The sequence below is a fragment of the Paenibacillus paludis genome, assembly GCF_042610515.1.
Lineage (GTDB): Bacteria > Bacillota > Bacilli > Paenibacillales > Paenibacillaceae > Paenibacillus_AQ.
Window position 1 is genome coordinate 577,921 of record NZ_JBGJZP010000001.1, and the last position, 18,623, is coordinate 596,543.

Below are 18,623 nucleotides of genomic sequence, written 5' to 3' on the forward strand. Positions count from 1 at the left end.
TGCTTTTTCAATAATTTGCTGTAAAATTATAAAGGAATTATTATACATTACTGAAACTGAAGGAGGTACAAGCTTGATACGCAAACTGAATGAAGCCGACCGGGAGGATTTGATGGAACTGGTAGGCAAAAATCCGGCTATCAATTTATACATTATCGGAGACGTGGAAAATTTCGGGTTCGAGCAGGATTTCATGGAGCTTTGGGGAGAAAGCGACTCCGTAGACGGGCCGTTAAAGGCGGTGATACTGCGTTTCTACGGAAGTTATTTGCCATATTCAGAGGGGCCTTTTGATGCGGAGGGTTTTGCGGAACTGCTGCGCAGAAACAAAAACGCCGAAATGATCTCCGGCTCTTTAGAGGTCGTGCGGACACTCAGTAAATGGTTGAATATCCGGCAGGAAAAAGAGATGCTTTTCGCCGAGCTGACAGAGATGAATGAGGAAATCCGTACAGCGGCATCCGCTCCTGTGCCCATCCAAAAAGCCACGACACAGGATGTGGATGCCATTTGTACATTGACGGATGTTATTTCAGAGTTCACCAGCAGTCCGGAGGACGCGCGTAAAACCCTGCATAAAACGCTGGAAAGCGGAACCGGCCGCACCTACTTCGTGGAACAGAACGGGGAAGTAATTGCAACCGCGTCAACCGCGGCGGAAAATTCGCGGTCAGCGATGATAGTCGCCGTAGCCACCCATCCGGAATACAGAGGACAAAAATTAGCTTCACGGGTAGTCGCACAGCTTTGTGCCGATATTCTGGCCGAGGGAAAATCGCTATGCCTTTTCTATAACAATCCTCAAGCAGGCTTAATCTACAAAAAGCTCGGTTTCCGCGATATCGACAAATGGTCCATGACTTATCTACATAAAGAAAATCAACTTACAGGCGCAGGTGCATAAGCCTCAGGGCGACAGAATTCCCAACCCGATTACTGCTGATTCTTCATGGACTCTTTCCCGGTCCACAGCGGACGGATATCCCGCGATTCATCCCAGGTCTGTTCCGCGGAGATGCAGCGGAACAGCGGTTCTACGTAAGGGGCGGCGCGCACGTAGCCGTCCAGTGCGCGAAGCTGGGCCTGCAATGGAGCCCAGGCGGCGCGCAGCGGATCTTTGCTGCCGCTGTAATAGGCGGCATGCAGCTCTTCCCGGTCCAGCGGGCGCTGCGTCAGGTCTTCATAGCGGCTCACGATCAGGTGAGCCAGGAAGACCGCGCCTTTGGCGATGACCGGGGACACCAGGAAGCTCGGCAAGGTCCGGTATTCAAAGCCGCCATGCGGCTGAATACGGAAATCGCCGAGCACCCCGTAACGCGGACGCCGCGCTGCAGCCCGGGCGTCCTCCAGCAGCAGCAGCGGCAACGCCAGATAGTTGTCGAGCGCGCGCAGCAGCGGCGCCGTCAGCCGGACGCCGCTGAAGTGCAGGTGGCCGCCGAGGGCCCAGCCCCGCAGCGGCATGCCTCCCGCCCGCCAGCGGAGCGAGCGGTCGGATACCATCCGGTCCGCCGTGGCTGCGGCGGACATCAGCTGCGCCAGCAGTGCGCGCGGTTCCCCGCGCGGCGCAGGGCGCAGCTCGGCGACCGGGAACATGCCGCGCGTTCCCGGAGGTCCGGCGTCGCAGCCCGCGACGCCGTCTACGGGCAGGAACCGCGACGCGGGCACGACGCGGCCGGAGGTTTCCCGGAGCAGGAGAAACTCCGGGTCCATGCCCATCAGCATGCCTGGACGGCCAGGCAGCTCCCGGGCCAGGTCGCGGGCCAGCGCCAGCGACGCTGTACAGTAAGGCTCCGGCAGCGGCTTGCCGGCAGGTTCTGCGAGCGGGAGGATTTGTTCCACAAGGTATCTCCTTCCGCCCATAGCCTTTAGCCGGACTTCACCGCTGTCCAGCCCCAGGCTGTATAAAGCTCTAACAGCAATTCCCCTCACCAGTCCGGCAGTTCCGCGCCGCTCCGGGCCGGGACTGTAATGCGCCTGTTCACAGGAAATTCCGTAATCTCCGGGATTTCCAGGGTCTCCATGATCTCCATGGTTATCAATTCCACCCTCATCTAGCAAGCTAACACCGGTACCCCCGGACACACTATCCCCACCGCCCGATGCATCTGGGCGGGAATTCCCCGCTGCAGCACTCATGGCCCGGCCGGTACCCAGTGGTGTGATCTCAAGCACTGCCAAGTTGAATACTTTAACCACGTATTGCTGTTTGTGTCTGTCCATATCAGGACCCTTCTTATATGTATGGCCATTTGCAACAGCTATTCTTCCGGCTTGCCCTGCATCCCTCTCCAAGCGATTCCCGCCGGCAGACAGAGCAGCCTCCAGTCCACAGCGCCGCAGCCGGAGCTCTTGTTGCTCCGGAGTTAGCTGCAGGTACTCCTTTAACCCTTCATTCACGCTGGCTCCTCCCTAGTGGTTCGTTCCCCTAACTTTAGATCTTCCAGTTCTTGATGCTGAAAAATAAATAAAAAATAAAAAGGAGGGCATTCGCCCTCTCGCCGCCGCCCTCACTACATATAATGGATTATAACCCACCCGATATTCAGTTGGCGGCGGCGCATTCCTTCCTTACAGCTCATCATCCAGGGCGTCAGGATCCAGATCATCGAAATCAAAGCTTTCACCGTCGAAATCGTAATCCTTGTCTTCCGGATCATCCGTTTGATCAGTGACAAACACGCGAACCTTGGTCTCAGCCACCAGTTCTGCTTCGAATTCCCGCTCTACGCGAAGTGTTACACTGCCGCCGCCCGGAGAGACACCGGCTTCCACACAATTTGGTTCCTGCGTTGCCTCCGCAGAGACCTCTACCGTGGAAGCACGGTGTCTCGGATCCAGATACGACAGCGGAATGAGCTCCACGTAGGAGACCGTTTCCTTGGCTACCTCGGTCTGCTTGTTTTTGTCGTACGAATACCAGATGTTCACATCGTAAGTACCGATTACTTCGATTCCGTTTCCGGCGGCAACCGCTTCGTACTGGTGGTTAATAATCCAAGCCCCCAGAATACTTGTCGGATGATGTGGCGGAGTCACGGTATGAGTTGCGGTAGAGAACTTACGACCTTTGCCGCAAATTGCCTTCGTAATGATCTCCCTTGTTTGACGTTTATGACTTAATGACATCTTTAAACCTCCTCCATACAATCATTCACTATCAAGTGTATGCACGTTCTGGGCATTTGTTGATTGTTAGAGTAGAAATAAATTTGGGTAAGCCCTCCATGCGCCCCGTTATAAGATTCATAGTTCATTTTATTGCAATAATCCCCTGGTTATGAGTACATAGCAAAAAACGGACAGCCCACAGGCAACCGTAGACCTTCCGTCAAGTCGTAACTCCACTCCTGCTATTACAGCCCGTTATTCTTCTTACCAGAAAGGCAAAGACACCCGCAGCAACCGCCTGCGGGTGTCTTCATACGAGGTGTTATAACGGTATTACCCGCATAATCCCCAAATCTCGGTGCCTGCTGAGATCAATGAAATCCTCATCAATATTAACCAATGGCCGCAGCGGATCATGCGCGAGAATCATGATGATTTTGCCTATCCGCCCATCCGAGAGCACTACTTCATTGCCTATCATTGACTGCATCAGCTTATTGATAAAGACACTGCAAATATAAGGGTCAAGCTTGCCGTAGACATTATCCTCCATCTGCCTCAAAACCTCATATAAAGGCGAGGCCTTCCGGTAGTAGCGGTCAGAAGTCATCGCATGGAAAATATCCACCACAGCAACTATTTTACTGAAATCAGTAATCCGGTGGCCCAGAACACCAAAAGGGTATCCGCTGCCATCCATGCGTTCATGATGCTGCAGCGCAACGAGTGCCTGCATATGATTGGTGCCGACCGTGTCCCTGATCATCTCGTATCCGATAGTGGTATGCTTTTTCATCATCGCAAGCTCTTCTTCATTCAGGGGTCCGGGCTTGGACAGAATTTCAGCAGGTATCATAATTTTCCCGATATCATGAAGCGTTGCGGCAATGGTCAGCATACTTAGTTCTTCCGGTTTCAGCTTGAGCCACTTCCCCAGAAGTGTAGACAAAATTCCGACTGCAACATTATGTCTGTATGTATAATCATCCTTGGACTGCAACGCAGCCAATATTCCGTAAAAATCGTTTTTCTCACTAACCCGCTGGATAAAGGGAATGACTTCATTGCGCAGCTCAATCATGGGCAGCCGTTTGCTCTTGTTAAAACGTAGTTGCTCAAAGATACTCTCCATCGCAGACGTACACTCGTCAACCGCAATCTGATAGAAAGCTGCACTGTCCACTTGAACCACATCATGCGGCTCGAGAAAGATCTTGTGCTGACTGATCAGACGGATATGATCACTGCTTAACAAAGTCAGTGCGGGCAGAACAAACACGCCATTATGGTTGAAGAGATTCTCAACAAGCTGTTTACCGATATATTGTTCATTGCTGTTGTTCAATAGTCCTCACCTGCCTGCGCAGAAATTCACCTATGCGAACCGTCTGCAGTAATTGGAACTTTCACTGCCCCATCTTCTAATGAATAACACATTAATCCTGTTGCCTGAACAAAAACTGAACGACGGGACAATTACCAGCTCACTTTTAGTTCTTACATATCTTATCGTTATTTTACGCAGCAATGTTAATACCTCACTGACATTTACATATTATAGATTACGAGGGGCCACGGAAAGTGGCCGGTCGTTTCAACGGTTTGGCTTCAACCGGAACCTTATGGCGTTTGGCAATTTTCAGATAAAGTGCCAGCTCCCGGCAGAGCTGCAGAATCGCAGAACGGACCTCGAACTCTTCACGGGTTTCCGGCAGCTCCATCCGCTCGAACTCCTGCTCAAGCGCATCCAGCAGCCGCTCCGTCCGTCCGGTGTATTCCTCTGCCAGTACATCATTAGAAAGCTGATCGAACAATTCGGCAACCATATCTCCATGCGGCAGCTGACGGTACACCTGGGAGAGCAATTGCATCATATTCTGGATCGACTCCAGTTGCTCCTTTCGCATATAGAAATAAATATTCCAGGCCTCATCGGGATGAATCACATGATTTTCCATTTCCCTGGACGCAGCCGTAAGTCCCCGCTGCACGGCCTCGTTCGCGCCGATAAGCTCCTTACCGTCCCATACATAACCCGGGTCCCGCAGCGTCCTTGCCATTTGTACAAATATGATCGAAAAGTACTTGTCGACCTCCTTGCGGATACCCGCAATTACCCCGCCAGTCTGCGGCATATAGATCAGATTGACCAGACCCGCCGATCCCAGACCCACTACCAGCAGCTCAATCTGCTGCAGCAGAACATGAAGTGACAGCTCAGCTTGTCCGAACACGCGGAACACGATTACCGAGCTGGTAACGATGCCCTCCTTAAAGCCCGATTTAACGATCAGCGGAAAACCGAACAGTACATACAAGCCAAGTACCCAATAATGAAAGCCCAGGGTGAAAAACAGAATACAGCCTAAAAAGAGTCCCACAAGCGAGGCTGAGAAACGCGCCATTATCGTTCGGAGACTCCTTTTACGTGTAGTTTCCACTCCGAGGATTGCAAGCAGGCCCGCGCTTTGCGCGTTGGGTATACCTATAGCTGCTGCCAGCAGAATGGACAGCAGCGTTGCCGCCGCTGTTTTGATAATTCGAAATCCCATGTAAATACCTCTCCTTGGCGTTTCATCGTTCAGGTAAAGATATAAACATGGTACAAGATTTTCCGGGGAGACACAATATGACATGTTTCTCACCGCCTCGACAACAACAGCTTCTCCACATAGACGACCATCTGGTACATCGCCGTAGCCACCGCTGCAATAATCAGCAGACTGGACATGACAAGAGTGAAATTGAACACCTGAAAACCATATATGATCAGATATCCAAGCCCCGACCTTGCGACTAAAAATTCACCGACAATTACACCCACCCAGGACATGCCAACGTTTACCTTCAAGGTTGAAACAACCGTAGGAAAGGATGCCGGCAGGATAACCTTAAAGAACTCCTGTACTCTGGTCGCCCCAAACGACCTGACCACCTTCACGAGATTCGGGTCTACGCTGCAAAAGCTGTTATATACAACAAGTGTCGTAATGAGAACAGTGATGGATAAAGTAGTGATCACGATTGCGGTAAATCCGGCACCGAACATCACGATAAAGATAGGCCCCAGCGCAACCTTAGGCATACTGTTAAACACGACCATGTACGGGTCAAGCACCGCTGATAAAAAAGGCGACCACCAGATGATCACTGCCAGCAATGTTCCAAGCAGCGTTCCGAGTACAAAGCCGACCACGGTCTCCCCTACGGTAATCCCCAAATGCGGCCAGAGGCTTCCGCTGATCATGTCTTCCCAGATCTGACGGAAGACCTTCGTCGGATAGCTGAACAGCAGTTCGTCAATCCAACCCAGCCGGGCTCCTGCTTCCCATAGCAGAAAAAACAGCAGCAGCAGACTGCCCCGCACGGCCATGACTCTGCTCTGCCAGCGTCGTTTTTTCTTCCTGTAATCGCTATGCTTCTGCTCCAGCCATTGTGCGCGGGAAGCGGTTATTTCGCTTTGCTGACTTGATTTCACACGTCTTCCCTCCCAGCCGACTCCATTTCCTTCCAGACTCCATGAAAAAGCTCCGCGAAACCGGGCAAGTCCCTCGCATACAGCGGGGGTGTATTGCGGATTTCCTCCGGAACGGTAAATATTTTACGTATTCTCCCCGGGTTCCGCTGCAGCAGAATCACCCTGCTGCTGACGGCGATTGCCTCTGACAGATCATGGGTAACCAGAACCGCCGTGGTTCCGCGGCGGCGCAGTGTCTCCGATACCAGATCCTCGAGCTGCAGCTTGATCTGATAATCAAGCGCAGAGAACGGCTCATCCAGCAACAGCAGCCCCGGGTCGGTGGCCAGTGTCCGTACCAGTGCCACACGCTGGCGCATGCCGCCGGACAGCTGTGACGGATAGGCTTGCTCCTTGCCCTCCAGCCCCATATCCTTCAGCAGCTCCAGCGTCTTTTGACGTGTGTTTTCGTTCAGATTTCCGGTGAGCTCCAGTCCAAGTAGCGCGTTGTCCAGGATCGTCCGCCATGGAAAAAGGTAATCTTGCTGGAGCATATACCCTACCTCCGGGGAGGGTCCCTTGAGACTATGTCCGTTAACGAACACTTTGCCGCGGGATGGACTGAGCAGCCCGGCAATGATCGACAGCAGTGTCGTCTTGCCGCAGCCGCTAGGCCCGACGAGACTGACGAACTCCCCTTGTTCAACACTGAGGCTGAGGTCCTCAATGGCCAGAGAAGCCTCGCGGTCACCCAGATAGGCATGCGTCACTTCCTCCAATTGCACTACTGGCAGCATATCAGCCCCTCCTAACCCTTAATCAATTTGACGAAGACAACGCCTACTTGACGTTGTCTTTCGCTTTTTCCGCAAAGCTGTTGTTCACAATTTTCTCCGCCGGAACCCGCTCTTTCAGCTCTCCGGCATTATCCATCACATCCAGCAGATTGTTCCACTCTTCGTTGTCCACGACCGGATCCACGGCATAGGTGTCCTGCTCTTTATAGCGCTTGATCGCGGAGATCACAATCTCACGCTCCGTTTTATCAAAATACGGAAGTACCGCATCGGCAATCTCTTCCGGACTATGCTCTTTCACCCATAGCTGTGCACGCTGGATTGCATTGGTAAATTTTTGCATAGTATCAGTATTTTTTTTGATATAACTCCCCTTGGACATAAAAGCCGTATAAGGAAGATAACCGCTCTCCACCCCAAAGGATGCCACCACCTGGCCCCGGTCTTCACTCTCAAAAATGGAAGCCTGCGGCTCAAACAGCTGTACATAATCACCTGTCCCGGAGGCGAAGGCACCGGCAATATTGGCGAAGTCGATATTTTGAATCAGCGTGAGATCCTTTTCGGCATCAATCCCTTTGTTAAACAAAGTAAAGGCACCCGCCATTTGCGGCATTCCCCCTTTTCTTTGTCCGAGGAAGGTCGACCCCTTTACTTTATCCCAGTTAAAGTCCGCATCCGGTTTGCGGGCGAACAGGAATGTACCGTCCCGCTGGGTCAGCTGGGCAAAAGTGATAACGGGATCATCCGCTCCCTGCTGATAGACGTAAATTGAAGTTTCTGGACCAACAAGCGCCACGTCAACGGCTCCTGAGAGCAGTGCAGTCATTGTTTTGTCACCGCCGGGTATGGTCTGAAGCTCAACATCCAGCCCTTCTTCCTTGAAGAAGTTCTGGGATAATGCCACATATTCGGGCGCATAAAAGACGGATCGGGTGACTTCGCCGATCTTCACTTTTACCGCAGCCGAGTCTCCGCCGCAGCCGGCGAGCACTGAAAAACACAAGGCGAGAATCATGAGCGACAGCGACAGCTTTTTCTTGTTTTTCATTCTTCATTCTCCTTTCTTCCCGGGTCTTTTGCCCTTGCTTGCAGCATATGCGAATGCCTACGAAAAGGTTAAAGAGTATGTGTAGTATCGTTTGCGCTTCATTATAGAACTTCAAAGTGAAAGAACTGGCGAATATTTCGGTTCCTTGTATGAAATTATTTTAATGAAAGTACGATTTTCCGCATAAACACGAGATATCAGAAGAATACAAACAATAATCAATGATATATCACTATAAATCTTCATAAATCGCTTAATTCGTTAATTTTTCGTTTGTGCAAACGTTTTACCAAAATCATGCATTCGACTAAGATATCAATAAAGCGCTTATCACATCAACATACTAATGAAGCTATTTATTGGAGGGGTCCGCAACAGATGCAGCGCCAGCCTTTAACCTTGACTAACCGCCGCATGATGTGCACTTTGGCCATCGCAGGCATAACTGCTGCCCTGCTTGCCGGATGCTCTGACAACAACAGTACAAGCGCCGTCCAGCCTACCGCTTCTACGGCACCAGAACTTTCACTCGCGGCGCGTATATCGTAGGGGAGGTATGGGAGAATTCAGCTGTTTCCGTAGGGGCCTATCTGGATCAAGCATTTGATTCGGGGTTTAATTTCGGCCTGGCCGAAGCAGTGCTGAATTCTGCCAATACAGAAAAAGACAGTGGGATTGCCTTTACTCTGGAGCGAACTTATAAGCTATATTCGCAGATTTCAGGGGGAGCCTTTACAGATGCCACTTTCCTGAATAATCATGATAAGAACAGAGTTATGAGCCAGCTTGCGAACAATCCGGATCATGCCAGAATGGCCGCCGCTATTCTGCTGACCTTACCGGGCAACCCGTTTATTTATTATGGGGAAGAGATAGGAATGCTTGGAGTGAAGCCCGATGAAGGCCTCCGTGAGCCTATGAAATGGACTGCCGATGGTCAAGGAGATGGCCAGACCACCACTTGGGAGCAGGCGAAGAATAACGCCGCTAATTCCGGTGCTGATGTGGAGAGTCAGCTGCAGAACAGAGGTTCTCTGCTGGAGCATTACCGTCAGCTTATTTCCTTGCGCAATGAAGTACCTGCACTGAGAGACGGTGGAATTCGCGAATATTCTTCCGGAAACAGTGGCATTATGGCCTTCGAACGGATCACTGCCGGAAAGCAGGTATTGGTGGTTCACAATTTAACTGGCGGGACACAGAACATTCCGCTACATCCCGGCACGAACACCGTTACTTATTCTTCTATACTCAAGACGCTCCGGGGAGAAGCGGGTCTGGCGGACAGCATGCTTACACTGCCTGCTTATTCCACAATCATTCTGGAGTAAACACTGGAGATGTTTGCTGTACCCACTCATAGAGAGCAGAGCATATCTGCGCTTTCGTAACTGGAATGGCAACCATCCAGTCCTCCGCGGCTTCGCAGCTCATACGCAGCAGCCAGCCGCTGGAAGTATCTTCAATAAAAAAGGCATGCTGAAGCTTACACTCCTCTTTACTGCGTGAACACAGCTTAAGCTCTCCTTCAGCCGTTTTGTTCTTCATGACCTTCGCAAGCTGTGCGGATTGCAGCAAATCCCCTGTTTCCGCTGTCAGACATTCTGCCAAAAAACACAAGCTGTAGGTTGCGGCGCTTTCCTTTAGCTCCTCATATCTCCGTCTGGACAGATGCAGACACGGTACATCCTCTACGCTAAACTCTTCAGGCTCAAAGCAATTAAACAGATAATAACAAGCGCGCTGCACCTTCTGTGGATCGCTCAGTCTATAGACGAAGGAATCTGAGGGCTCAATGCCTGCGATCAATGTTATATCCTTATGTACCTGCAGGCAGATATCCTGCACTTGATCACCTTCACAGTATTTTAACCGGCATATTCGGTCCGCGGATGCTGCCATTTGCATCAGATCCGAAATTTCCTTCCCCGCTGGCTTATCTGGGAACAGAAAATTAGCTAAATATACCTTATCCTTTTTATTCACATTGATATATCCTTCCCGGATCCCGCTAACATTGGAATCACACTGCAATAAAAAAAGTCCCAAACTATAAAACTTGTAATCTTTATGTTATCATAAGCTAATTTTAAGGTAAAATTAAGAAACGAGGGGTATGATCTATATCATGAAATACTTGTAGCGAGGTGATTTCAAAATGAGAATGCTCATCACATTTCAGAACAAGCTTGTACCTGTGTACTTCACTACAGAAAACAAACAGCCCACCCAGAAGGTTATCCGGTTGCTGAACAGCACACTGGAGCTAAAAATCCAGAAGGGCAAAAGTGCTCTGCAGAAATGCTTAAATTCTCTGATTAGTATCGAAATTAAAGGCTCTGAAGCTATATTGCACAGTTATAGTGAAAATGATTCATTGGCGCTATCCCTCTATTAATTAGAGGGGTTGTTTTTTTGTACAGAAAAAAAGCACACCCCTTCATTAAGATGGGATGTGCTCTGCTCGCTCTATATGTTGGCCGGGTATCTGTACTTCAGCGGCATATCTTCAACTAATCCGGTGATTTCTGTTCTCTTCCTTTTCTGCCTTCTGAATCCGCAATTTGAACAACTTCACTAAGTTGCGACGAGTCTGCTCTTCGTGACAGTTGTCCAGTTTTTTAATGATAAAACGGTCGATGGACATGTCAATCGCTCCTTCTTCAATAAGTTGTATTGCCAACCTGAGGTGAGGAAATCATTTCCTTTAATCCTTGTAACACCTATATAACCGGGTCCTGTATTCCTTAAACTTTGCCCAAAAATGAAAAAAAAGCTGAGTCAAAGCGGTTTCACTACATATTGATGTTCTGCCAAAAAAACAATTCGTCCATTAAGAGATGTAGTAGCCCTGCAAAGAAAAGGCCTTTGCTGTCGAGCAAATAAAAATTTGTTTCGACTGTTATTTACAAACTAAATATTAAATGCTATATTATTGATAGTAAGTATTAAATATATATCTAAGGAGAAATCATAATGTCTAATGTACTTTTCATCAAAGCCAATAACCGCCCTGCAGATCAATCCGTAAGCGTTCAGCTTTACAACGAATTCCTGGCAAGCTACAAGGAGTCCCACCCGCAAGACGAAATCACTGAACTGGATTTGTTCGCAGAGCAACTTCCATATTATGACAACACACTGATTACCGGTGTTTATAAAGCTGCTCAAGGCTACGAAGCTACTCCTGAAGAAGCTGCCGGCGCTGCACTGGTTAAGAAATACCTGAATCAGTTCCTTGCCGCTGACAAGGTAGTATTTGCTTTCCCGCTCTGGAACATGACTGTTCCGGCTGTACTTCATACTTACATCGACTACCTGAACCAGGCAGGTACCACATTCAAATACACTGCTGAAGGTCCAGTTGGCTTGCTGACTGACAAAAAAGCTGCTGTACTCAATGCCAGAGGCGGCATCTATTCCGAAGGACCGGCAGCAAGCGCTGAAATGGCTGTTAACTTCATCATGGGCAACCTGAACTTCTGGGGCTTCAAAGATACTACTCAAGTGATTATTGAAGGCCACAACCAGAACCCTGCACAATCCGCAGAAATCATCGCGAGCGGTTTGCAACTGGCCAAGACTGCTGCTGCATCGTTCTAAGAACACACCAGTATTAAAGGTCCGGTTCTAAAGATAGACATCCGCACTTTAATTAGGTATATGCATTGCAATTAGCCGGACTTTTATTTATATATAGCAAGGGCGCAGCTTCTCTGGAGCTGCGCCTTTGCGTTACAAGAGGGTCTCCTTACAGCCATTCTAAGGCTTCAAGGGACCCTCTTGTTCAGGTTACTGTTGCTTAATTATACTGTTCCTCAATATTCCTCCAGCTCCCGGCGCCAGCCGGAATTTCTGGAACGGGAAGGCGCTGCCTTGGTCGCAGCGGCTGCTGTTTTCCGCTTCTGCTTCACCTCTTTGCTGCTCTGGTATAGCAGCTCCTTCTGGGTTTTGCGGTAATTCAGCAGCCGTTTCTCTTCCAGCGCACCGTTTGATACTGCCGCAAGAACTGCGCAGCCCTCTTCGCGTTCATGTCTGCAATCGCTAAAGCGGCAATCTGCTGCCAGACTGCTGATATCCCCGAATGCAAGATCAAGTCCGCCTTCATCCTCCCACAGCTGCAGTTCGCGCATTCCCGGGGTATCGACAATGATACCGCCGTCCGGGAGGATGAACAGTTCCCGGTGAGTGGTCGTGTGCCGCCCCCGGCTGTCCCCTTCCCTGACATCCTGAGTGAGCTGCAGGGTTGCTCCGCTAAGCCAGTTAACCAGCGTTGACTTCCCGCAGCCCGAGGAGCCGGTCAGGGCCACTGTCTGACCGCTGCCAATATAGGGCAGCAGTTTATCCCGCCCGTCTCCGAGCAAGGCGCTGACTGCGTACACGGCCACTCCGGGTGCTGCCCGCTCCATCTCTGCAATTTTGCTCTCTGCATCATCACACAAATCCGCTTTGGTCAGCAGGATTACCGGGTTTGCCCCGCTGTTCCAGGCCATGATCAAATATCTTTCCATCCGCCGGACATTAAAATCGTCATTTAACGCACTGACAAGGAATAAAGTGTCTACGTTGGAGGCCACAATCTGTTCCTCATTTGTATTTCCCGCCACCTTCCGCGAAATCACACTTTGCCGGGGCAGCACGCCATGAATAACGGCATGTTCTCCACCATCCATCATCGCCAGCGACACCCAGTCACCGATTGCCGGATAATCCCCGGAATCGGTTAAGGTATGTCTGAGCCTGCCTGCCAGCTCACCCCAGGTTTCTCCCGTTTCCGTCATAACCCTGTACTTGCTGCCGAAATCGCCGACAATTCTGCCGGGTACAAATGTTTTGTTTTCCAGACTTTGATGCAGTTCGTTCCACTTGTTCATCCAGGTTTCATTCCAGCCATATTGTACTATTGTCATCTAAATCCTCCTGATTGTTTAGTTCGTACACTCCCGGCCTGGCTTCGAAAGAAGCCGGCGGCGGAAATAAATCACTTCGTTTGACTAACGTGTATTACGGGAACACAAAAAGCCGCCGGAATCCTCATTCCGGCGGCGGACTTCACAGAAACTCTCCCCTGCACTATGGCAAGGGACAATTTCTGTGAAGTCAAGATCAGAGCATGCTATTCCTCCTCCGAAGAGGAGAACCAGCACATTTCTGAGCGTGAATCCGGTATGCACGAATACAATAACCGTATCCGTACTTACCGATCCACGCAAAAAAGCCGCCGGAACACATACGGTTCCCGGCGGCTCTAAAAGGCATCGTAGAGCTTACCCGCAAAGCTGCGTGTTACTTACACTGCAGCTGCTGTTCCCGGAAGACACGTATCCACAACAGTTGTTACCAATCGCGCAATTGCAATATAAACTGTCATATAACATCGTCTCCTTCCGAACTAATATGCTGTAATAATAAACTTGCCGGCAGCATATTGTCAACAGCAAAGCTAAAGAATTCCCTTCAACTCATCAAGCTCATGGATGGTTTTCCATGGATGCACATCCAGCTTGTCATCCCATTCATGATTACGCTTCAGCCAGATTGTTTCCATACCTGCCTTGCCTGCACCCCAGATATCGTTCACCGGATGATCGCCGATGAACAGCGTCTGTTCCGCTGTTGTGCCCAGACGCTCCAGTGCAAGACGGTAAATAGCCGGATCCGGCTTGCTGATTCCGGCTTCGCCGGAAATGACTATCGTCTTAAAGAAGCCGCGCAGTCCAAGAAGATCGATTTTGCCATATTGGATCTGTTTCTTGCCGTTCGTAACCAGACCAAGAATATACCCCTGCTCCCGGCAGTAGTTCAAAATATCTTCGGCGTACTTCATAAGCGCTCCGTGCCCGGTGTAGGTCTCATCATAATAGGCCCGGATGTCCGCAGCCGACACAGCCTTCTCCCATGGCAGCACCTCGCTGAGCTCGGCAAAAAAACCGTCCTTGTCCCGGTACCCGTCGGCATCACGCACAATAATATCCTCAACTACCCGCCGTGCTTCTTCCGGCTGCAAATGCCCGAGGAAATCACTTACAAATTGTTCGCTGAAACTGCGGAAGGTTGAATCACGGTCCATGAGCGTGTTATCCAGATCAAACAGAAGTGCTTGTACTTTGTTCATGCAATAATTCTCCTAATCTATGAATTCTTCCGGAACGTGTTACCAGAAATTCATTGTACTATGCCAGCATGAACAAAGAAAAGACCGTTCTGCTGACAGGCGCCTCAGTGCCCCTCAACTGAACAGTCTTCCTCGTGTTAAGTGTAAATCGTTCATTCATTCAAAATGCTCCGGCCGATGGGTCAGCATCATCTCTTCCTCCGTGATGTACAGGGGAAATGGCGGTGTTTCTTTCAGATAACGTTCAGTGTGCAGCAGGCGGTAATGAACCTCCGGCAGCCAGGTGTCCTCAAGCAGCGGCAGCTTGCCTGTGTCGTTGATATAATTATCCACAGCCGACTGAACCATATCAATATAATAAGGCACCATCTTGTCAGCTTCCTCAAAAATTTCGAACGTTTCCCGCGACATGTAAAACTTCTGATGAGGCACTCCGCCCAAATATCTCTTGAGCCGGATAAGGTCAATGCTCTTATCCTCCAGAATCAGTGCGGTACGGTTGATCGGAGCAGGCATATCTTCTTCAAATTGCCTAACAGCTTGCTTGATCTGCGGCAAAGTAACAGTGAGATGAACGGGAGGTGTATTTTTTTTCGCGCGTTTGAATATCATACTGAAAGTCTCCTTTCGAAGTATATGTCAGATAACGCTTACAATTCCAGTTTATTCGTTATTCGGACATTTAATCAGTCGAACCTTCAATTGTCACAAAAAATCCCCATATATTAGATCATTATTTGACATTTTCCCAGTGAGTCCACATCTCCGGCGGGTTAAGCTCGTATTTGTCATTTTCCCGGTACATAAACTGGTGCATGATGAACTCCCGGCGGATCGTGGCATAATCCTCATGGAATGGTTTGATAAACTCGTTGATTTCTTTTTCCGTATACACCACACCGGGTTCAAGCTTCTCAACCATATATTGCAGTGCGATCAGCTTCTTCTTGTATTGTGCGGGAATCTGGCGCAGCCGGCCGTCTTTGGCAAAAAAGTTGCGCAGCACTGAGTCCTTCAGACTCTTTTCTGTAGATAACTCGTCCATATCTTCTGCCCCCTTGGCAAAAATAAATTTAAGCGATGCCTCTGAACCGGCCTTGATAAACTCGGGGTTCAGCGAAAAGTAAACCGTATTCTTGTCTCTGCGCTCCTTGATCATTGCGGCCTCACGGAGCTTGGCGGCATGATGTGTTACGGTAGGCTGTGATAAATTAAGTTTCTCCGCCAGCGCCTGTCCGTGCACCTCCCCCTTGGACAGCAGCAGCAGCATGCGCAGGCGTGTCGGGTCGGATAAAGCTTTATGGTAATTCACAATTTTCTCCAGCTGCATCGGGGTCACTCTCCTATAACATTTGCAAGCAATTTTTACGATTAAACTATGTTTAGATATATATCTAATTATACTCTAATCCAATCTCCAGAGCAATAACGATTAGCTGAATATGCTGCACAGATAGCAAAAACATTAAATTTAAGGTACGATTTAGAGAAAAGAAAGTATACACCAGGAGGTTGCCATCCATATGAAAGACGTCATTATTATCGGGGCAGGTCCGTGCGGGCTTTCGGCCGCAATGGAATGCCAGCGCCAAGGGCTGTCCAGCCTGATTATTGAAAAAAACTTTATTGTCCACTCCATTTATCTGTATCCGACCAGCATGCAGTTCTTCAGCACAACCTCTTTATTGGAGATTGGCGATGTGCCTTTTACCTCACCCAATGACAAGCCTTACCGCCATGAAGCACTCGTCTATTACCGCCGCGCCGCCGAGCAGCATGGACTCGATATTGCCGCTTACGAAGAAGCGCTCTCAGTCGAACGTCTGGAGGACGGAAGTTTCGCTGTACATACGATCACTAAACGGGGGGAACAGCTAACCCATGCAGCCTCAAACGTGGTGATCTCCACTGGTTACTTCGACCAGCCCAATATGATCGGCATCCCCGGGGAGGAGCTCCCTAAGGTCACGCACTATTTCGGTGAAGCCCATCCCTATACGGGGATGAAGGTTACTGTCATCGGCGGCAGCAATTCTGCTGTGGATGCGGCACTTGAGTTAATGCGGGTGGGCGCTTCCGTAGATATGGTCTACCGGGGAGCCAGCATTTCGCAGAACATCAAACCGTGGGTACGGCCTATCTTTGAAAGCATGGTAGCTAAAGAAAAGATAACGCTCCATCTGGAATCACGGGTAACCGAAATTACACCTGGTTCAGTCATTGTTACTAAATCAAACGGTGAGACGCTTGAACTCGACAATGATTTTGTACTCGCCTTAACCGGCTTCCGCCCCAGCAGGACACTTCTGTCTTCCGCAGGGGCAATAATGGACGACGAACAGGATAAACCTGCCTATAACCCGTCCACGATGGAAACTAACATCCCGGGACTTTATGTAGCCGGTGTTATCGCCTCCGGACGCAATGCCAATGAGGTATTCATCGAAACCGGCCGGGGCCACGGGAAGTTGATTGCAGATCACATCATTTCAAAACGGCTTACTTAGAATAAGGAGTGTTTCGTTACGATGGATATCACCTCGCTCCTCCTGCTGGGCCTCGCAGCCCTCGGCATTATCAGCAGCAATTCGCCGGTAACGATCGCAATGGTTGTGCTGCTGCTGCTGAGGGTGCTTGGACTGCAGCAAGCTTTTCCGTGGCTCGAAAAGTATGGCCTGACTGTCGGGATCATCATCCTTACCATCGGCGTGATGACTCCGCTGGCGAGCGGTAAAATATCGCTGCAAATGATCTGGCATTCGTTTTACCACTGGAAATCGCTGCTTGCCATTGGGATCGGTATCCTTGTTGCCTATTTGGGTGGACGTGGAGCAGTGCTTATGGGCAGCCAGCCTACGATCGTTGCCGGCCTGCTGATAGGTACGGTTATCGGTGTGGCTTTCTTCAAGGGCGTACCCGTAGGTCCGCTGATCGCGGCAGGTATCCTCTCCCTGCTGATTGGACGTGGATAATGGTTTAAAGATGGAGACAGGCAGGCCACTCTGCTCACTGTAAGCGGAGTGGCCTGCCTGTTTGGTATGTCGGGAAGCGGATGAAGCTTATAAACCTGTTCCCTCAACCCGGTATTTTTCCTCGAGTTCTGAGCGGTAATGGGGGTCATAGCGAATGAGCTTGGGAAGTGAGCAATCGACCATTACGCTGTCGCTGCCGTCCGGATGAGTGCTCGTTGGCTCAGTTAGGGCCTGTTCTTTGACTCTTCTAATGACCTCCTCGTCTATTTCTACCGTTTCCTCATCCACACTTTCTGCATCAACAATGCTAAGCGGGACGAGCACTGTTTTACAGATCTCCATGCCACAGTGATCTATGAATGACACATGAATGCTCAAGCTGACTAAGCCGCAATCCATAGGCTGGATTGTATAGATCCCTAATAAAAGGTCATTTGGTATTTCGGGCTGCTCAATAATGACTCTGCCACTGGTATCCTGTGGATAGCCCTTTGCTTTCCCGTCCCAATGGATCCCTGATGGAAGCTGCAGTTCAAGTACCGCTTGCTTCCCTCCGCCAAGTGGCTCCAAATGGACCCAGAGGTGATTCATTCCCTCTTCATTCTCCAGCACAGACTTTGCAAGACGCACCTCGATCGTGATTGCCGCTCCAGTCATGGGGTGTTGCCTCCCTTCAGCAGCCGGTTCACCGTTTCAACCAGCTCGGACTTTAGTTCTGCAGATATGCGCGGACTAACCGTAAGCATCACATCTTCATTAATGACTAGGGTCTCATTGCGGAAAATATGCTCCGTTTGGTAGAAACGCAGACGATCGCCAATCTTAGCCACTTCCTCCGCAGGCAATCCCGCAAGCTTCTCTTGAATATCTGCCAGACTCTCCCCGCTTTTGGACAAGGTGAGGATCGCCCGCAAATATTCCAGATGCCGGTCGGTATAGACCCGTTTGTTGCCGGATAATTCCAGCGGTGGCAGAAGCCCGATTTGCGTATAGTACCGTATCGTTCTTAGATTCATATCCGGCTCTTCTCTCTGAAGAAGTTCGGCAAGCTGTTTGCCGGTATAGGTATTCATCCAACCATCCTCCCGTTCGCAAAAATGATTTAAACTTCCGACATCAGTTA

General features: G+C 49.9%; 22 protein-coding genes. 7 read left to right on the plus strand and 15 right to left on the minus strand.

The window, feature by feature from the left end; all coding sequences use genetic code 11:
- Positions 1-73 precede the first annotated feature (73 nt).
- Positions 74-904 (plus strand): GNAT family N-acetyltransferase, encoded by an 831-nt coding sequence (locus tag ACAN56_RS02540; protein WP_379140183.1) that lies wholly within the window; start codon positions 74-76, stop codon positions 902-904.
- Positions 905-933: 29 nt separating this feature from the next.
- Here the strand turns inward: ACAN56_RS02540 and ACAN56_RS02545 are convergent, their stop codons facing one another.
- The 7 genes from ACAN56_RS02545 to ACAN56_RS02575 form a co-directional block, all read right to left on the minus strand.
- The gene (locus tag ACAN56_RS02545) at positions 934-2,397 is read right to left on the minus strand and encodes a putative amidoligase domain-containing protein (RefSeq protein ID WP_379140186.1); all 1,464 of its coding nucleotides are present in this window, start codon (positions 2,395-2,397) and stop codon (positions 934-936) included.
- 171 nt (positions 2,398-2,568) lie between these two features.
- A complete protein-coding gene (locus ACAN56_RS02550) occupies positions 2,569-3,126 on the minus strand; it encodes an outer spore coat protein CotE (protein ID WP_038593037.1) in 558 nt (185 codons plus the stop codon).
- A 304-nt stretch (positions 3,127-3,430) separates the two neighbouring features.
- Positions 3,431-4,453, minus strand: coding sequence for an HD-GYP domain-containing protein (locus tag ACAN56_RS02555; protein ID WP_038593039.1), 1,023 nt, complete (start codon positions 4,451-4,453; stop codon positions 3,431-3,433).
- 217 nt (positions 4,454-4,670) lie between these two features.
- Positions 4,671-5,660: an aromatic acid exporter family protein gene (locus tag ACAN56_RS02560; protein WP_379140191.1), complete on the minus strand. Its 990-nt coding sequence runs from the start codon at positions 5,658-5,660 to the stop codon at positions 4,671-4,673.
- A gap of 89 nt (positions 5,661-5,749) precedes the next feature.
- A complete protein-coding gene (locus tag ACAN56_RS02565; protein WP_379140429.1) occupies positions 5,750-6,538 on the minus strand; it encodes an ABC transporter permease in 789 nt (262 codons plus the stop codon).
- 44 nt (positions 6,539-6,582) lie between these two features.
- Positions 6,583-7,362, minus strand: a complete 780-nt coding sequence (locus ACAN56_RS02570; RefSeq protein ID WP_038593043.1) for an ABC transporter ATP-binding protein — start codon at positions 7,360-7,362, stop codon at positions 6,583-6,585.
- 43 nt (positions 7,363-7,405) lie between these two features.
- The gene (locus ACAN56_RS02575; protein WP_076109489.1) at positions 7,406-8,413 is read right to left on the minus strand and encodes an ABC transporter substrate-binding protein; all 1,008 of its coding nucleotides are present in this window, start codon (positions 8,411-8,413) and stop codon (positions 7,406-7,408) included.
- 378 nt (positions 8,414-8,791) lie between these two features.
- On the opposite strand from ACAN56_RS02575, the gene ACAN56_RS02580 reads away from it, so the two are divergent.
- Positions 8,792-8,962 carry a hypothetical protein gene (locus tag ACAN56_RS02580; protein WP_156130904.1) on the plus strand — a complete coding sequence of 57 codons (171 nt, stop codon included), beginning with the start codon at positions 8,792-8,794 and terminating at the stop codon, positions 8,960-8,962.
- 41 nt (positions 8,963-9,003) lie between these two features.
- Complete coding sequence (locus ACAN56_RS02585) at positions 9,004-9,744, plus strand: alpha-amylase family glycosyl hydrolase (protein WP_256718047.1); 741 nt, start codon at positions 9,004-9,006, stop codon at positions 9,742-9,744.
- On the opposite strand, the gene ACAN56_RS02590 is transcribed toward ACAN56_RS02585, so the two are convergent.
- On the minus strand, positions 9,731-10,399 hold the full coding sequence (locus ACAN56_RS02590) for a hypothetical protein (RefSeq protein WP_144024245.1): 669 nt from the start codon (positions 10,397-10,399) through the stop codon (positions 9,731-9,733). The genes ACAN56_RS02585 and ACAN56_RS02590 overlap by 14 nt on opposite strands.
- A 172-nt stretch (positions 10,400-10,571) precedes the next feature.
- On the opposite strand from ACAN56_RS02590, the gene ACAN56_RS02595 reads away from it, so the two are divergent.
- The gene (locus ACAN56_RS02595) at positions 10,572-10,811 is read left to right on the plus strand and encodes a hypothetical protein (protein ID WP_038593052.1); all 240 of its coding nucleotides are present in this window, start codon (positions 10,572-10,574) and stop codon (positions 10,809-10,811) included.
- Between the two features lie 111 nt (positions 10,812-10,922).
- Here ACAN56_RS02595 and ACAN56_RS02600 read toward each other — a convergent pair whose 3' ends face one another.
- Positions 10,923-11,060: a hypothetical protein gene (locus ACAN56_RS02600; RefSeq protein ID WP_179091687.1), complete on the minus strand. Its 138-nt coding sequence runs from the start codon at positions 11,058-11,060 to the stop codon at positions 10,923-10,925.
- Positions 11,061-11,389: 329 nt separating this feature from the next.
- Between ACAN56_RS02600 and ACAN56_RS02605 the strand changes: the two genes are divergently transcribed.
- A complete protein-coding gene (locus tag ACAN56_RS02605) occupies positions 11,390-12,016 on the plus strand; it encodes an FMN-dependent NADH-azoreductase (RefSeq protein WP_038593055.1) in 627 nt (208 codons plus the stop codon).
- A 215-nt stretch (positions 12,017-12,231) separates the two neighbouring features.
- Here the strand turns inward: ACAN56_RS02605 and rsgA are convergent, their stop codons facing one another.
- The 4 genes from rsgA to ACAN56_RS02625 all read right to left on the minus strand — a co-directional run bounded on the left by rsgA (position 12,232) and on the right by ACAN56_RS02625 (position 15,858).
- The gene (gene rsgA / locus ACAN56_RS02610; RefSeq protein WP_038593058.1) at positions 12,232-13,323 is read right to left on the minus strand and encodes a ribosome small subunit-dependent GTPase A; all 1,092 of its coding nucleotides are present in this window, start codon (positions 13,321-13,323) and stop codon (positions 12,232-12,234) included.
- A gap of 533 nt (positions 13,324-13,856) precedes the next feature.
- Positions 13,857-14,528: an HAD family hydrolase gene (locus tag ACAN56_RS02615; protein WP_342435768.1), complete on the minus strand. Its 672-nt coding sequence runs from the start codon at positions 14,526-14,528 to the stop codon at positions 13,857-13,859.
- Between the two features lie 156 nt (positions 14,529-14,684).
- The gene (locus tag ACAN56_RS02620; protein ID WP_038593064.1) at positions 14,685-15,140 is read right to left on the minus strand and encodes a DUF3939 domain-containing protein; all 456 of its coding nucleotides are present in this window, start codon (positions 15,138-15,140) and stop codon (positions 14,685-14,687) included.
- A 121-nt stretch (positions 15,141-15,261) separates the two neighbouring features.
- Positions 15,262-15,858, minus strand: coding sequence for a DUF2087 domain-containing protein (locus ACAN56_RS02625; RefSeq protein WP_038593067.1), 597 nt, complete (start codon positions 15,856-15,858; stop codon positions 15,262-15,264).
- A gap of 193 nt (positions 15,859-16,051) precedes the next feature.
- Between ACAN56_RS02625 and ACAN56_RS02630 the strand changes: the two genes are divergently transcribed.
- Entirely contained in the window at positions 16,052-17,035 is a 984-nt protein-coding gene (locus ACAN56_RS02630) for a YpdA family putative bacillithiol disulfide reductase (RefSeq protein ID WP_379140199.1), read from the plus strand.
- 21 nt (positions 17,036-17,056) lie between these two features.
- Complete coding sequence (locus ACAN56_RS02635) at positions 17,057-17,500, plus strand: DUF441 domain-containing protein (RefSeq protein WP_076109482.1); 444 nt, start codon at positions 17,057-17,059, stop codon at positions 17,498-17,500.
- Between the two features lie 87 nt (positions 17,501-17,587).
- On the opposite strand, the gene ACAN56_RS02640 is transcribed toward ACAN56_RS02635, so the two are convergent.
- Positions 17,588-18,157: a hypothetical protein gene (locus ACAN56_RS02640; protein ID WP_379140202.1), complete on the minus strand. Its 570-nt coding sequence runs from the start codon at positions 18,155-18,157 to the stop codon at positions 17,588-17,590.
- On the minus strand, positions 18,154-18,573 hold the full coding sequence (locus ACAN56_RS02645) for a MerR family transcriptional regulator (protein WP_379140205.1): 420 nt from the start codon (positions 18,571-18,573) through the stop codon (positions 18,154-18,156). The genes ACAN56_RS02640 and ACAN56_RS02645 overlap by 4 nt, the downstream gene beginning before the upstream one ends.
- Between the last annotated feature and the right edge of the window lie 50 nt (positions 18,574-18,623).